The sequence below is a fragment of the Leifsonia xyli subsp. cynodontis DSM 46306 genome (genome assembly GCF_000470775.1).
GTDB classification, from domain to species: Bacteria; Actinomycetota; Actinomycetes; order Actinomycetales; family Microbacteriaceae; genus Leifsonia; species Leifsonia cynodontis.
Window position 1 is genome coordinate 1107831 of the sequence record NC_022438.1, and the last position, 14706, is coordinate 1122536.

Consider the following 14706-nt stretch of genomic DNA (forward strand, 5'->3'; position numbering starts at 1 on the left):
ACGCTGGAGGAACCCTATCCGGAGCGGCTGTGCCCTCTCAAACCGGGAATCGCAATGTCGGTGACTGCGACTAGCCTGGATACGTGGTCGACGTGCAACCGGGGCTCCGCACAGGAGCGACGCCTCTCGCTGTGCGGATGCGGCCGACGTCGCTCGATGAGGTCGCCGGTCAGCGGCACCTGCTGCGCCCGGGGTCGCCGCTCGTGGCGCTCGCCTCCGACAAGGAGGGGCAGTCGGGGTCGGTCTCCGTCATTCTGTGGGGGCCGCCGGGCACCGGCAAGACCACTCTGGCGCAGGCCATCGCCCACTCCTCCGGCCGGCGTTTCGTGGAGCTGTCCGCGGTGACAGCGGGCGTCAAGGATGTCCGGCTTGTGATGGACGAAGCGCTTTCGACCCGCGATCTGTACGGCGTGTCCACCGTGCTCTTCCTGGACGAGATCCACCGCTTCACCAAAGCCCAGCAGGACGCACTGCTGCCGGGCGTGGAGAACGGCTGGGTGATCCTGGTCGCCGCGACGACCGAGAATCCGTCGTTCTCGGTCATCTCGCCGCTGCTCTCGCGCTCGCTGCTGCTGACGCTCGAGACGCTGGGCGATGACGACCTGGGCCTGGTGATCGACCGGGCCGTGGCCGACGACCGCGGCCTCGCCGGTCAGTTCTCTCTGGACGACGACGGCCGGGCGGCGCTCGTCCGTCTGGCGTCGGGGGACGCGCGGCGCGCGCTGACAGCGCTGGAGGCGGCCTCCGTCGCCGCTGCGGCGCTGACCCCGGCCACGTCCACGGAGAGACCGGCGATCACGGCCGAGCTGGTCGCGCAGGCGGTCGACCGGGCGCTGCTGCGCTACGATCGCAATGGCGATGAGCACTATGATGTGATCAGCGCGTTCATCAAGTCCATCCGCGGATCGGATGTGGACGCCGCGCTGCACTATCTCGCCCGGATGCTGGAGGCGGGGGAGGACCCCCGGTTCATCGCCCGGCGGATCGTCATCTCGGCCTCGGAGGATATCGGGATGGCCGATCCGCAGGCCCTCGTCGTGGCGATCGCCGCTGCCGACGCAGTGCAGTTCCTCGGGCTGCCGGAGGGTCGCATCCCGCTCGCTCAGGCGGTGGTCCACCTGGCGACGGCTCCCAAGTCGAACGCCGCCTACACGGCCTTCGACGCTGCCATCGCGGATGTCAGGGCCGGCCGGATCGGCCGCGTGCCGAAGCACCTGCGCGACGGGCACTATCCCGGCGCCAAGCGGCTCGGGCATGGCAAGGGCTACCGGTATCCGCACGACGACGCGCTCGGCGTGCTCGAACAGCAGTACCTTCCGGATGAGCTGTCGGACACCGCCTACTACCATCCGACCGAGCACGGAAACGAGCGGGAGGTGTCGGCACGGCTGGCCAAGCTGCGGCGCATTGTGCGCGGGACGTGAGCACGGCGTCGATCTGCTAGAATCGACGGGCCTAGATGCGTGTTCCCGGTGCGGCTGCTAGGGGCACGGATTCGACGGAATGGCCCTTTAGCCGGGCGTCCACGGCGACAATCCCTCTCTCTGCGGGCTTTTACGTGTGCCCGCATCCCTTGAACCTATAGAGAGAAAACCGAAAGGAAACCGTGTCTTCACGTTCCCGCAGCAAGACCCGTGAGTCTCGCGCCCTGGGCATCGCCCTCACCCCGAAGGCCGCCCGCTACATGGAGAAGCGCCCGTACGCCCCGGGCGAGCACGGCCGCAGCAAGCGCAAGGCCGACTCCGACTACGCTGTCCGTCTGCGCGAGAAGCAGCGCCTTCGCGCCCAGTACGGCATCCTCGAGAAGCAGCTGCGCATCGCCTTCGAGGAAGCCCGCCGCACCCAGGGTCTGACCGGTGAGAACCTGGTCGAGATCCTCGAGATGCGCCTGGACGCCCTCGTGCTCCGCGCCGGTTTCGCCCGCACCATCTCGCAGGCCCGTCAGTTCGTGGTCCACCGTCACATCCTGGTCGACGGCAAGCTCGTGGACCGTCCATCGTTCCGCGTCAAGCCGGGTCAGACTATCGGCGTCAAAGCCCGCTCCGAGGGCACCGAGCCGTTCCAGGTCGCGGCGGCCGGCGGTCACGTCGATGTCCTGCCGAAGACCCCGGCCTATCTCTCGGTCGAGCTCGACAAGCTGCAGGCCCGCCTCGAGCGCCGCCCCAAGCGTACCGAGGTGCCCGTCACCTGTGACGTCCAGCTGGTCGTCGAGTACTACGCGGCCCGCTAAGGCTCCGCGAGACTCCCCGCAGACGGGGCCGTGGCTTCGGCCACGGCCCCGTCTTTCGTTGCGACGGCTACGCTTGACGAGTATGCCCGTGACGGAATGAAAGGGGCCGATGTGTCCGGAGGCGACATCGCAGGACTGATCGCGGCGGCGGTGTTCGCTGTGCTGGTGGGTTTCATCGCCGTTCCGCTGCTGAAGCTCGGGCGCGTGCTCGACTCGATGCGGGATGCGATCAAGGAGGCCAGCGACGGCATCGCGCCGATTCTCGACGAGACGGCGACGACGCTGCAGGAGACGAACAAGCAGCTGGCGCGGGTGGACGTCATCACGGGGAACGTCGCGGACGTGACGGGCAATGTCTCCGCCCTCGTCGCGCTCTTCGCTGCGACGGTCGGCGGTCCGCTGATCAAGCTGGCCGGTTTCAGCGCGGCTGTCCGCGCGGCGTTCCGCGGCGCTGGCGGAACCCGGGGGACTCGCCGCAAGGCGGGCTAGACTTGCGCAGGTGCGTCCGCGCACGCCGACGCGCACACATCCAGAAGAGGGAAGAGACACCATGAAGAGTTTCCTGTGGCTCCTCGTCGGGGTCGCCATCGGCTTCGTCGTCGCCCACAAGGTGAACGAGACCCCGAGCGGTCGCGAGTTCTTCAGCTCGCTCGACAAGAAGGCGCGCGATTTCGGCGAGGCCGTTTCGGACGGCTACCGCCAGCGCGAGGCCGAGATCCGCTCGGCCATCGACGGCGACTGACGTCCGCCGCCTTCTCCTCGCACGCTTCGACACGACCGGAACTCATGCAGACTGCCGAAATCCACCGCCGCTGGCTCGACTTCTTCGCCCGGCGCGGCCACACCGTCGTCCCGTCCGCCTCGCTGGTGAGCGATGACCCCTCGCTGTTGTTCACGGTGGCGGGGATGGTGCCCTTCGTCCCGTACCTGACCGGTGTCGTGCCCGCGCCGTTCCCGCGGGCGACGAGTGTGCAGAAGTGCATCCGCACGCTCGACATCGAGGAGGTCGGCAAGACGCCGCGGCACGGCACGTTCTTCCAGATGTGCGGCAACTTCTCCTTCGGCGACTACTTCAAGGAACAGGCGATCACCTTCGCCTGGGATCTGCTCACGACGGCGGAGGCCGAGGGCGGCCTCGGCTTCGCCCCGGAGGACCTCTGGGTCACGGTGTACGAGGAGGACGACGAGGCGCGCGAGATCTGGCGGCGTGTCTCGGGGCTGCCCGATGAGCGCATCCAGGGTCTCGGCAAGGACACGAACTACTGGTCCACCGGGCAGCCGGGGCCCGCTGGGCCGTGCTCGGAGATCTTCTTCGACCGCGGTCCGGCGTACGGGATCGATGGCGGTCCCGCGACGGACGACGACCGCTACGTGGAGATCTGGAACCTTGTCTTCATGCAGTATCTACGGGGCGAGGGCACCGGCAAGAACGATTTCGAGATCCTCGGCGATCTGCCGAAGAAGAACATCGACACCGGGCTGGGGCTGGAGCGCGTCGCGTTCCTCAAACAGGGCGTCGACAACATGTACGAGATCGACCAGGTGCGCCCGGTGCTCGACCGCGCGGCGGAGCTGGCGGGCAAGCCCTATGGGCACGAGGCCCACGAGGACGATGTGCGCCTCCGCGTGGTGGCCGACCATGTCCGCAGCGCGCTGATGCTCATGACAGACGGGGTCACGCCCTCCAACGAGGGCCGCGGCTATGTGCTGCGGCGCCTGCTGCGGCGCACGGTGCGCGCGATGCGTCTGCTCGGCGTAGAGACGGCGACCTTCCCCGAGCTGTTCCCGGTCTCGCGCGACGCGATGAAGGCCGCGTATCCCGAGGTGGAGACCGAGTTCGCGCGCACCTCCCAGCTGGCCTACGCGGAGGAGGAGACCTTCCTGCGCACGCTCGCGTCGGGCACCAGCATCCTGGACATCGCGGTCGCGAACACGCAGAAGGCCGGCAAGAAGGAGCTCGCGGGCGACACCGCGTTCCTGCTGCACGACACCTACGGCTTCCCGATCGACCTGACGCTGGAGATGGCGGAGGAGGCAGGGCTCAGCGTGGATCGCGGTGCGTTCGACACGCTCATGGCCGACCAGCGCGCCCGCGCGAAGGCGGACGCGAAGGCGAAGAAGACGGCGCTGGCCGATCTCTCCGTCTACTCCGGCTTCCGTGCGCTCGGCGAGACCGTCTTCACCGGCTACACCGAGCTGGAGACCGAGTCGAGCGTGCTCGGGCTCATCGTCGACGGGCGCTCCGTGACCAAGGCGGGCGAGGGCCAGGTGGCCGAGATCGTCCTGGGCGCGACCGCGCTGTACGCCGAGTCGGGTGGTCAGGACGCCGACGCCGGCACGATCGTCGGCCCGGGCTACGAACTCGACGTGCTCGATGTGCAGAAGCCGGTCAAGGGGCTCATCAGCCACAAGGTGCTCGTGCGAAGCGGCGAAGTCGGTGTGGGCGCCCCGGCGACGAGCCTGGTGGATGCGGACTACCGCCGCGGTGCGAAGCAGGCGCACTCGGGCACCCACATCATCCACGCTGCCCTCCGCCAGGTGCTCGGCTCCAACGCGCATCAATCCGGTTCGTACAACAAAGCGGGCTACCTGCGGCTCGACTTCTCGTGGAACCAGGCCCTCTCGCCGGAGACCCGGAGCGAGATCGAGGAGATCTCGAACAGCGCGATCCGCCAGAACCTCGAGGTGACCACCCGCGAGCTGCCGCTCGCGGAAGCCAAAGCGCTCGGGGCGATGGCGCTGTTCGGCGAGAAATACGGCGACACGGTTCGCGTCGTCGACATCGGCGGACCCTGGTCGCGCGAACTCTGCGCGGGCACGCATGTCGCGCGCAGCACCGAGATCGGCATGATCAACCTCGTCAGCGAGTCGTCGGTGGGTTCGACCAACCGCCGTGTGGAGTCGCTGGTCGGACTCGAAGCCTTCAAGGATCTCGCCCTCGAGCGCACGATCGTCTCGCAGCTGTCCAGCTCGCTGAAGACGCCGCGGGAGCAGCTGCCCGAGAAGATCGCCGACCTCATGGCGAGTCTGAAAGCGGCGGAGAAGCGCATCCAGGCGTTCGAGGCCCGCGCGGTGCTCGACCGGGTGCCGGGCCTGCTCGAAGCGGTGTCGCGTCGTGGCGCGGTGCAGGTGGTCGCGGCCGATGCGGGCACGCTGAGCACAGCGGACGATCTGCGCCTGCTCGCCATCACGGTGCGTGACCGGCTCGGCTCCGATCCGGCGACGGTCGCCCTGGCGGCGATCGCGGATGGCAAGCCGGTCGTGATCGTGGCGACGAACCAGGCCGCACGGGACGCCGGCGTCACCGCGGGCGCGCTCGCCAAGACCGCCGCGGGCGTCCTGGGCGGCGGCGGCGGCGGCAAGGCCGATCTGGCGCAGGGCGGTGGCACGGACGCGACCGCGATTCCGGCCGCACTCGCCGCCGTCAGTGTGGCGATCGGATAGCTCGTGCGCAGCGGTGTTCGGCTCGGCATCGACGTGGGTACGGTGCGGATCGGCGTGAGCCGCTCCGACCCGCACGGGATGCTGGCGACGCCGTACGAAACGATCGCTCGCTCCGAGGACGCGGCGGATCGGCGCAGGATCGCCGAGATCGTGACGGATCTCGGCGTCGTCGAGATCGTCGTCGGGCTGCCCCTGGCCCTCTCGGGCGCGCGCACCGCCTCCACAGCCGATGCCGTCGCGTTCGCGGAAGCGCTCGTCGCCGAGGTGGGCGCTCCAGTGCGTCTCGTGGACGAACGGCTCTCGACCGTCTCGGCCCATTCGGCGCTCCGGTCTTCCGGAAAGAATGCGAAAAGTTCTCGTCCTGTTGTCGATCAGGCCGCCGCCGCGATAATTTTGCAGCACGCGCTCGACGCGGAGCGCGCCACCACCCGTCCGCCAGGCTATTCCGTCGAACCCAGGATTGGACCTTAGTTTGCCGCAGAACCCGCAGGAGAGACCGGACCTGCCTGTCTTCCCCGCTGTCACCGGGCAGCCGCTGACCCGTCGCGAGGCGAGGGAAGCGCGTGCGGCGGAGCAGACGCGGGACGGGGCTGCCAGCGGGGACGAGGCCGAGGGTTCGGGAACGGGTCAGCGCAATCCGCGCGCATCTGGGCCGTGGACGACGTCGTCGGCGCAATCGCCCGCCCGATCCGCCGGTTTCCCCGGGCTGGACTTCGACGCCGTCATCACCGGACCGGTCGCGACCTCCGGAGGCGGGAACGCCGAGGGGTTTCCGCCCGGTCAGCGCGACCCGGTCCCTGCCGCCTCCCGTCACGGCTCGGACCACTTCGCAGCGGAGAGAGACGAGTACGGGAATCGCCCCCTGCAGCAGGTCGGGCGCGACGGGGCGGGTCCGGACGAGTCGCCCCTGGGCTGGTGGCAGCAGGACACGCTTTCGCGCGAAGAGCCGAAGCGGAGACGGCGTTGGGTGCGTCGCCTCGTCGTGTTCGTCGTGATCGTCGCGGTGCTGGGCGGTCTGGCCGCTGGAGCGTACGTGTTCTTCCAGCCGCAGGCCGAGCGGGTCCTCGCCGCGATCCTGCCGAAGGACGACGATTACAAGGGGAACGGCGCCGGGCAGGTGATGTTCACGATCAAGTCGGGTGACACCGGCGACACGATCGCGACCAATCTGCACAAGGCAGGCGTGACCAAGAGCCACGATGCCTTCTACATGCTGCTGCTGCGGCAGAAGCCGGAGCCCGAGTTCCAGCCGGGGGTCTTCAAGCTCGCCAAGCAGATGAGCGCGCTGGCAGCCCTCATCGCCCTCCAGGACCCCGCTTCCCGGGTGGCCTCCTCCGTCACTATCCCGGAGGGGACGGCCGAAGCCGATGCTCTGAAGACGGTCAGCGAGAGGACCGGCATCCCGCTCGCGCAGCTGCAACAGGCTGCCACCGCGCCGGCCGACTTCGGGCTGCCGGCGGAGGCAAAGACGCTCGAGGGCTTCCTGTTCCCGGCGACCTACACGTTCGCGCCCGGCGTGAGCGCGCACGACGCGATCAAGATGATGGTGGACCGCATGTTCCAGTCGCTGGACGCTGCGAAGGTCGCCCCGGCGGACCGGTGGAAGACGATCGTGCTCGCCTCGATCGTGCAGCGAGAGGCCGGACTGAAGGACGACTATCCGAAGGTGGCGCGTGTGTTCCTCAACCGGCTAGCACAGGGCTGGGACCTCCAATCCGACGCGACCGTCGCCTACGGCAATGGAAACACGCATCGGGTGGAGACGACGGACGCCGAGCGCGCCGACGCCGGCAACCCCTATAACACCTATGTGCATTCTGGACTGCCGGTTGGCCCGATCTCCAACCCAGGGGATCTCGCGATCAACGCTGTCATGCATCCCGCAGACGGACCGTGGATGTTCTTCGTGACGTGGAACTTGCAGACCGGTGAGACGATCTTTTCGACGACTACGGCGGAGCATGACGCCGCTGTAGCGAAATGGCGGCAGTGGATGAAGGACAACCCCGGGTATGAGTAGAACCAGCAAGGCTTCCTCTCGCAAAGCGACCGGCGTCGACGCGGCAGCGCAGATCGCTGCTCTGTTCGAGACGCAACGCCAGGACGAAGCCGAGGAGACCGCGAAGGCGGCTGAGGAGAGCGAGAAGCCGGCGCCGGATGAGCCGTCGCCGGAGAGACCGGCGCCTGAGGTGTCGCCGGAGAACCCGGCGCTGGCGAGGCCGGTTGCTGAGCCGTCGCCGGAGAGACCGGCGCCTGAGGTGTCGCCGGAGAAGCCTGTATCGGATGAGCCGTCGCCCGAGTCGGTCTGGGTCCCTGAGCTGTTGCCGGAGAGACAGGCGACGGATGAGCCGTCGCCCGAGTCGGTCTGGGTCCCTGAGCTGTTGCCGGAGAGACAGGCGACGGATGAGCCGTCGCCCGAGCCGGTCTGGGCCCCTGAACCCGTGCCCGTGCAGACGGCTCCGCCCGCGATCCTGCCTGGGAAGCCGGTGGTCTCGCAGCGTCCGCGCCTGGCGGTGCTCGGTTCGCCGATCGGGCACTCCAAATCCCCCGACCTCCACCGCGCCGCCTACGAGGTGCTGGGGCTCGACTGGGAGTACGGCCGCGAAGAGGTCGTCGAAGCCGCCTTGCCCGCCTACCTCGACGGGCTCGGAGAGGAGTGGCGTGGACTCTCGCTGACGATGCCGCTCAAGAAGGCGGTCATCCCGCTGCTCACGGATATCGACAGGGTGGCCGCGGAGACCGGTGCTGCGAACACGGTGCTGTTCGACGGCGAAGAGGTCCGCGGGTTCAACACCGATGTCGGCGGCATCGTGCGCGCGCTGTCGGCCGCGGGGCTCGAACGCGTCCGCTACGTCCACATCCTGGGTGGAGGGGCAACGGCCGCCTCCGCCCTCGTGGCGGCCGCCGAACTCGGGGCCGAGCGGGTCGACCTGCACGTCCGTGACCTGGAGAAGAGCCTGTCGCTCGAGCCGCCGGCTCACGGGCTGGGGCTGCGCATTCGCATCCGGTCCTTCCTGCAGGCCGACCGCTCGCTCGACATCCCCGAACTCGTGATCAGCACCCTGCCGGGCGACGTCTCCATTCCGGTGCTCTACACAGACTCGACGCGGCGCAGAGCCGTGCTGCTCGATGTGGCCTACGAGCCGTGGCCGACGCCCCTGGCGAGGGCATGGCAGTCCGTCGGCGGCACCGTGGTGTCGGGGCTCGGCATGCTGGTGCATCAGGCGCTGCTCCAGGTGCGCGTGTTCGTCTCCGGCGACCCGCTGGAGCCGCTGCCCGACGAAGAGGCTGTGCTCCGGGCGATGCTCGCTGTTGCGGGGGTGGACGCTGCGGGGGCGCCGCTGGAGGCGGCGGCGGACACACCCGGAACGTCGCTGGACGGCGCGGCGGTGGACGCCGCGGCGGCGTCGCTGGACGGTGTGGGCGTGGACGCCGTGGGAACGCTCCCCGAGGAGGCAGCGGCGGGAGCGTAGTGCGGGCGGGGAGGCCCCTGCCGCTGTGCCAGAATCGAATCATGCTTCGTTGGCTCACGGCCGGGGAATCCCACGGCCCGGAACTCATCGCCGTCCTCGAGGGGCTCCCCGCGGGGGTCCCGGTCTCGCTCGACGCCATCCGCGCCGACCTAGCCCGCCGGAAGCTCGGCTACGGGCGCGGAGCGCGGATGAAGTTCGAGCAGGATGCGCTCGAGGTCTCGGGCGGTGTCCGGCACGGGCTGAGCCTCGGCAGCCCGGTCGCCCTGCGCATCGGCAACTCCGAGTGGCCCAAGTGGGTGGACCTCATGAGCCCGGAGCCGGTCGCGGCGGAGAAGCTGGCGGGCGCCCGCGGCGCCCCGCTCACGCGTCCGCGTCCGGGCCACGCCGACCTGGCCGGGATGCAGAAGTACGGTTTCGACGAGGCCCGTCCGGTCCTGGAACGCGCCAGCGCCCGTGAGACGGCCGCGCGGGTGGCCCTCGGCGCGGTGGCGCGCTCCTTCCTCGGCGAACTCGGCATCACACTCGTCAGCCACACGCTTTCCATCGGTCCGGTGCGCGTCCCCGAGGACGCCGTTTGGCCGACGCCGGCGGATGTCGCCGCGCTCGACGCCGACCCGCTGCGCTGCTTCGACCCCGCGACCTCCGAGTGGATGGTCGCGGAGGTGGATGCCGCGCACAAGGACGGCGACACGCTCGGTGGCGTGGTCGAGGTGCTCGCCTACGGGCTTCCGCCGGGGCTCGGTTCGTATGCTCACTGGGACCGCCGGCTCGATGCGCAGCTCGCGGCGGCTCTCATGGGCATCCAGGCGATCAAGGGCGTCGAAGTCGGCGACGGTTTCCTGACGACGACCCGCCGCGGTTCGCAGGCCCACGATGAGCTGGTGGCGGAGGACGGCGCGATCGTCCGTCAGAGCGATCGGGCCGGCGGTACCGAGGGCGGGATGAGCACCGGCGGCGTGCTGCGCGTGCGCGCGGGCATGAAGCCGATCGCGACGGTTCCGCGCGCTCTGCGCACGATCGACGTCGCCACCAGTGAGCCCGCGCCCGCGCACCACCAGCGTTCCGATGTCTGCGCTGTGCCCGCCGCGGGCATCGTCGCGGAGGCGATGGTCGCCCTCGTGCTCGCGAACGCGGTCCTGGAGAAGTTCGGTGGAGACTCGATCGGCGAGACGGCGCGCAACCTGCGCGGCTATCTGGACGCCATCCCGCAGAACCTGGTGACCGAGCGTGTCAGCGCACCGTATGCCTGAGCGCGAGGCGATCTCTGGACGAACGCCATCGCCGACAGTCGTGCTGATCGGACCGCCGGCGGCCGGGAAGACGCGCGTCGGCAAGCGGCTCGCGAAGCGGCTCGGAGCATCGTTCACCGATTCAGACGCCGTGATCGTCGCGCGGCACGGCGCTATCGCCGACATCTTCGCGGAGCACGGCGAGCCGCATTTCCGCGCTGTGGAGCGTGCGGTCGTGGCCGAGGCGGTGCAGCGGCCGGGCGTGGTCTCCCTCGGCGGCGGCGCCATTCTCGATCCCGCCACCCGCGCCGATCTGGCGGGCAAACGCGTCGTTCTGCTGGCGGTGCTGCCGGAGGCGATCGCGAAACGGATACAGAACGGCAAACGGCCGCTGGTCTCCGACCTGGAGGGCTGGAAGCGGCTGGTCGCCTCGCGGCAGGACCTCTACACGGCGCTCGCGGACTTCACCGCGGACACGTCGAGCCGGCCGATGGAGACCATCGTGGAGGAGATCGCCCGCTGGGTCGAGCAGGCCGGCGTCGCGGAAGAGGAGAATCGATGACCGACGAGACCACCGAGATCCTGGTGGCCGGAGCGAACCCGTACGCGATCGTCATCGGCCGCGGCCTGCGGTTCGATCTCGCGCGCCATCTCGGCTCCGCGGTCAGCAAGGTGCTCGTGGTCCACCCGCCGACGCTCGGGGCGGCCGCGGCGGAGCTCCGGGAGTCGCTCGCCGGGCAGTACGAGGTGCTCCTCGCCGAAGTGCCGGACGCGGAGGCGGCGAAGCGCATCGAGGTCGCCTCCTTCCTCTGGGGCATCATGGGCCAGGCCGACTTCACGCGCTCGGACGCCGTGGTCGGCTTCGGCGGCGGCGCCGTCACCGATCTGGCCGGCTTCGCCGCGGCGACGTGGCTGCGCGGCGTGAAGCTGGTTCAGGTGCCGACGACGCTGCTGGGGATGGTGGACGCCGCGGTCGGCGGCAAGACCGGCATCAATACGGCGGAAGGCAAGAATCTCGTCGGGGCGTTCTATGCGCCGGCCGCCGTCGTCTGCGATCTGGACACGCTGAGCTCCCTGGGGCGGAACGAACTGCTCGCGGGCTTCGCCGAGGTCGTCAAGTACGGCTTCATCGCCGAGCCGGAGATCCTCGACATCATCGAGCGGGATGTGGACGTCGCCACCGATCCGGAGTCTGCGGAGTTCCGGCGACTGGTCGAACTGTCGATCGGCGTCAAAGCGCGCGTGGTCGGCGAGGACTTCACCGAGCAGGGCCTCCGTGAGATCCTCAACTACGGGCACACCCTCGGGCACGCGATCGAGCACGCCGAGCGCTACCAGTGGCGGCACGGCGCCGCGATCGCGGTCGGCATGGTGTTCGCGGCCGAGCTCGGTCGCCTCAGCGGGCGGCTGAGCGAGGCGGCCGTGGAGCGGCATCGCCGCATCCTGACCTCCCTCACGCTGCCGACGAGCTACCCCCTTGGCCGCTGGCAGACGCTGCTGGCCGCTATGCAGCGCGACAAGAAGGCGCGCGGGAGCCTGTTGCGCTTCATCGTGCTCGACGAGGTGGCGCGGCCGACGGTGCTCGCCGGTCCGGATCAGAGTCTGCTGTTCGCCGCCTACCAGGAGATCGCATCCTGATGACCGCCAAGACCGTCGCGCACAAGCTGCTCATCAGGCCGGGCGACGCTCTGAGCGTCGTCGGGGGGACGCCGGAGGCCCGCGCGCTCCTCGGCCCGCTGCCGGAGGCCGTGACGGAGGTGGAGCCGGGGCGAGCCGCTGTGGCCGTCACCTTCGTCGCCTCCCGCGCCGAGCTGCTCGAACGCTTCGCCTCCGAGTTGCCCGTGCTGGGCGCGGCCCGCGCCGTGTGGTTCGTATACCCGAAGGGCGGGCGCGCCGATGTGAACCGGGATGCGATCATCGCCGAGTCGGGCGCGTTCGGCTGGCGGCCGGTCGCCAATGTCGCCGTGGACGAGAGGTGTGGTCGGCCGTGCGCGTCCGTCCGCTCGCGGCGGGGGAGACGCCGGTAGGGTGACCGGTATGAGCAGCATCCTGGTCCTGAACGGTCCGAACCTCGGCCGCCTCGGCACGCGCGAACCCGATGTCTACGGCTCGGGCACGCTCGAGGATCTGCGCGCGACGCTGCAGGAGGACGCGGGCGGCCTCAGCGTCGAGCTGCGGCAGACCGACGCCGAAGGCGAACTGCTCGGCTGGCTGCACGAGGCCGCCGACACGGGTGCGCCGGTCATCCTGAACGCCGGGGCGTGGACGCACTACTCGCTCGCGCTGCGGGATGCGGTTGCGCTCGTCACGACGGCGGGTGGCACGGTGATCGAGGTTCACCTGTCCAATCCGCACGCCCGGGAGGAGTTCCGGCGCACCTCGGTGATCAGCGCTGTGTCGACGGGCGTCATCGCCGGATTCGGCTTCGAGTCGTACCGGCTGGCGCTCGCGTTCATTCGCCGAAACGTCCGCTGACGTCTAGAATCTTCTGGGGTCGCCGCTCGCTGGCACCTGCCGTGGACGGCGCGGTGCGCCGCATCCACCCGAATCTTCCCGCATATCGAATGGAATTCGCGCATGGCTTCGACTGCTGACATCAAGAACGGCATCGTCCTCAATATCGACGGACAGCTCTGGAGCGTGATCGAGTTCCAGCACGTCAAGCCGGGCAAGGGCGGGGCGTTCGTGCGCACCAAGCTCAAGAACGTCACGACCGGCAAGACCGTGGACCGCACCTACAACGCGGGCGCGAAGATCGACATCACCAATGTGGACCGCCGCGACTACCAGTACCTCTACCAGGACGGCGCCGACTTCGTGTTCATGGACACGAGCGACTACGACCAGATCACCATTTCCGGGCCGATCGTCGGCGACGCCGCCAACTTCATGCTCGAGAACCAGAACGTCACCGTCGCGCTGCACGAGGGCTCGCCGCTGTACGTCGAGCTCCCCGCTTCGGTCGTGCTGGAGATCACCTACACCGAGCCCGGTCTGCAGGGCGACCGCTCCACGGGTGGCACCAAGCCGGCGACGGTGCAGACCGGCTACCAGATCCAGGTCCCGCTGTTCCTGGAGACCGGCACCAAGGTCAAGGTCGACACCCGCACCGGCGACTACCTCGGCCGCGTCAACGACTAGTGAGCGCTCGCACCAAGGCGCGCAAGCGCGCCCTCGATCTGTTGTTCAGCGCCGATGTGCGCCAGCTTTCGCTGGCGCACGCCCTGGCTGTCGAAGCGGAGCGAGCGGCGAACGAGCCGGCGCGTGAGGCGTCGTGGCTCTACGCTCGCGAGATCGTGGACGGCGTGATCGACAACCAGGAGGAGATCGACGAGCAGATCGAGACCTACGCGCAGGGGTGGACGTTCGCGCGCATGCCCGCCGTCGACCGCGCCATCCTGCGCATCGGCGTGTGGGAGCTCCTGTTCAACGACCAGGTTCCGGACGGCGTCGCCATCGCGGAGGCCGTCGAGGCCGCCACGGTGCTGTCGACCGACGACTCGGCGGGATTCGTGAACGGCCTGCTGGCGAAAATCGCGCAGAACAAGCCCCAGGGCGGAGAGGCAGACCGATGAAGCGGACACTGCGCATCCTGATCGCTGCCGCGCTCGCGGCCGCTGTGACCACCGGGGCCGCGGCGTGCTCCCTGCTCGGTGGCAGCGCGAATGTGCCGCTCGCGACGGCCAAACCGCCGACGGGCGCCGATGGGGCCGTGAACTTCGACGGACGTTTCATCAGCGCCGGGTCGGGTGTGAAGAAAGTCGATGTGTGGTTCGATCCGATGTGCCCGGTGTGTGGCGCCTTCGAGAAGTCGAACGGCGAGACGCTCGCGAACGCGGTCAAAGACGGTTCGATCACGCTCCGGCTGCACCCGCTGACTTTTCTCGACGCCCTCTCCAACGGCACCGGATACTCGACGCGTGCGGCCGCGGCGCTGACCTGCGTCGGGGTCCACGACTCCGACAAGGCGCTCGACTACTACCAGGCGCTCTTCACCGACCAGCCCGAGGAGAACTCCAACGGTCTGACGGACGCTGAGCTCGCCAAGCGCGCGACCGATCGCGGGATCGCCGATATCTCCGGTTGCGTCGACCGCAGCGGACCGTACCGGGCGTGGGCACAGGCGAACACCGCGCACTCGCAGTCCGGGCCGATCGAGGTGGATGGCAAGAAGGTCCTCGACTCGATCGAGGGCACGCCGACTGTCCTGGTGAATGGGAAGCAGTTCACCGGCTCTATCACGGACGCGAAGGCGTTCGAGACGTTCCTGGGGAACTGACCACGGCGGCCCGCTTTTCTCCCTACCCGAAGGTGGGCCGGGGCGATGGGG

16 protein-coding genes are annotated in these 14706 nt (G+C 69.3%); all 16 read left to right on the forward strand.

What is annotated here, in order from left to right; translation table 11 throughout:
• Positions 1–83: 83 nt before the first annotated feature.
• The 16 genes from O159_RS05245 (at position 84) to O159_RS05320 (ending at position 14655) form a co-directional block, all read left to right on the forward strand.
• Positions 84–1424 (forward strand): replication-associated recombination protein A, encoded by a 1341-nt coding sequence (locus tag O159_RS05245; RefSeq protein WP_081689820.1) that lies wholly within the window; start codon positions 84–86, stop codon positions 1422–1424.
• A gap of 182 nt (positions 1425–1606) precedes the next feature.
• Entirely contained in the window at positions 1607–2230 is a 624-nt protein-coding gene (gene rpsD / locus O159_RS05250) for a 30S ribosomal protein S4 (protein ID WP_021754709.1), read from the forward strand.
• Positions 2231–2341: 111 nt separating this feature from the next.
• Entirely contained in the window at positions 2342–2719 is a 378-nt protein-coding gene (locus tag O159_RS05255) for a DUF948 domain-containing protein (protein WP_043994042.1), read from the forward strand.
• A gap of 61 nt (positions 2720–2780) precedes the next feature.
• Positions 2781–2972, forward strand: coding sequence for a hypothetical protein (locus O159_RS05260; protein WP_021754711.1), 192 nt, complete (start codon positions 2781–2783; stop codon positions 2970–2972).
• Positions 2973–3016: 44 nt separating this feature from the next.
• Positions 3017–5674 carry an alanine--tRNA ligase gene (gene alaS, locus O159_RS05265; RefSeq protein ID WP_021754712.1) on the forward strand — a complete coding sequence of 886 codons (2658 nt, stop codon included), beginning with the start codon at positions 3017–3019 and terminating at the stop codon, positions 5672–5674.
• Between the two features lie 3 nt (positions 5675–5677).
• Positions 5678–6145, forward strand: coding sequence for a Holliday junction resolvase RuvX (gene ruvX / locus O159_RS05270; protein WP_021754713.1), 468 nt, complete (start codon positions 5678–5680; stop codon positions 6143–6145).
• Position 6146: 1 nt separating this feature from the next.
• Entirely contained in the window at positions 6147–7694 is a 1548-nt protein-coding gene (mltG, locus tag O159_RS05275) for an endolytic transglycosylase MltG (RefSeq protein WP_021754714.1), read from the forward strand.
• Positions 7687–9147 (forward strand): shikimate dehydrogenase, encoded by a 1461-nt coding sequence (locus O159_RS13880; protein WP_021754715.1) that lies wholly within the window; start codon positions 7687–7689, stop codon positions 9145–9147. Before mltG ends, O159_RS13880 begins: the two co-directional genes overlap by 8 nt.
• A gap of 41 nt (positions 9148–9188) precedes the next feature.
• Positions 9189–10397 (forward strand): chorismate synthase, encoded by a 1209-nt coding sequence (gene aroC, locus O159_RS05285; RefSeq protein WP_021754716.1) that lies wholly within the window; start codon positions 9189–9191, stop codon positions 10395–10397.
• Entirely contained in the window at positions 10390–10938 is a 549-nt protein-coding gene (locus tag O159_RS05290; RefSeq protein WP_043993540.1) for a shikimate kinase, read from the forward strand. The genes aroC and O159_RS05290 overlap by 8 nt, the downstream gene beginning before the upstream one ends.
• Complete coding sequence (aroB, locus tag O159_RS05295; RefSeq protein ID WP_021754718.1) at positions 10935–12014, forward strand: 3-dehydroquinate synthase; 1080 nt, start codon at positions 10935–10937, stop codon at positions 12012–12014. Before O159_RS05290 ends, aroB begins: the two co-directional genes overlap by 4 nt.
• Positions 12014–12403, forward strand: coding sequence for a hypothetical protein (locus O159_RS05300; protein WP_021754719.1), 390 nt, complete (start codon positions 12014–12016; stop codon positions 12401–12403). The genes aroB and O159_RS05300 overlap by 1 nt, the downstream gene beginning before the upstream one ends.
• Positions 12404–12413: 10 nt before the next feature.
• Entirely contained in the window at positions 12414–12851 is a 438-nt protein-coding gene (locus O159_RS05305; RefSeq protein ID WP_021754720.1) for a type II 3-dehydroquinate dehydratase, read from the forward strand.
• Positions 12852–12953: 102 nt separating this feature from the next.
• Positions 12954–13517: an elongation factor P gene (efp, locus tag O159_RS05310; protein ID WP_021754721.1), complete on the forward strand. Its 564-nt coding sequence runs from the start codon at positions 12954–12956 to the stop codon at positions 13515–13517.
• Positions 13517–13951: a transcription antitermination factor NusB gene (gene nusB / locus O159_RS05315; RefSeq protein WP_021754722.1), complete on the forward strand. Its 435-nt coding sequence runs from the start codon at positions 13517–13519 to the stop codon at positions 13949–13951. The genes efp and nusB overlap by 1 nt, the downstream gene beginning before the upstream one ends.
• Positions 13948–14655 (forward strand): DsbA family protein, encoded by a 708-nt coding sequence (locus O159_RS05320; RefSeq protein ID WP_021754723.1) that lies wholly within the window; start codon positions 13948–13950, stop codon positions 14653–14655. Before nusB ends, O159_RS05320 begins: the two co-directional genes overlap by 4 nt.
• Positions 14656–14706 lie beyond the last annotated feature (51 nt).

What these genes read in the sequence shown, in the direction of transcription:
- O159_RS05260 (WP_021754711.1), top strand. Translation starts at nt 2,781, where the DNA reads ATGAAGAGTTTCCTGTGGCTCCTCGTCGGGGTCGCCATCGGCTTCGTC.
- alaS (WP_021754712.1), top strand. Translation starts at nt 3,017, where the DNA reads ATGCAGACTGCCGAAATCCACCGCCGCTGGCTCGACTTCTTCGCCCGG.
- O159_RS13880 (WP_021754715.1), top strand. Translation starts at nt 7,687, where the DNA reads ATGAGTAGAACCAGCAAGGCTTCCTCTCGCAAAGCGACCGGCGTCGAC.
- aroC (WP_021754716.1), top strand. Translation starts at nt 9,189, where the DNA reads ATGCTTCGTTGGCTCACGGCCGGGGAATCCCACGGCCCGGAACTCATC.
- O159_RS05290 (WP_043993540.1), top strand. Translation starts at nt 10,390, where the DNA reads ATGCCTGAGCGCGAGGCGATCTCTGGACGAACGCCATCGCCGACAGTC.
- aroB (WP_021754718.1), top strand. Translation starts at nt 10,935, where the DNA reads ATGACCGACGAGACCACCGAGATCCTGGTGGCCGGAGCGAACCCGTAC.
- O159_RS05300 (WP_021754719.1), top strand. Translation starts at nt 12,014, where the DNA reads ATGACCGCCAAGACCGTCGCGCACAAGCTGCTCATCAGGCCGGGCGAC.
- O159_RS05305 (WP_021754720.1), top strand. Translation starts at nt 12,414, where the DNA reads ATGAGCAGCATCCTGGTCCTGAACGGTCCGAACCTCGGCCGCCTCGGC.
- efp (WP_021754721.1), top strand. Translation starts at nt 12,954, where the DNA reads ATGGCTTCGACTGCTGACATCAAGAACGGCATCGTCCTCAATATCGAC.
- O159_RS05320 (WP_021754723.1), top strand. Translation starts at nt 13,948, where the DNA reads ATGAAGCGGACACTGCGCATCCTGATCGCTGCCGCGCTCGCGGCCGCT.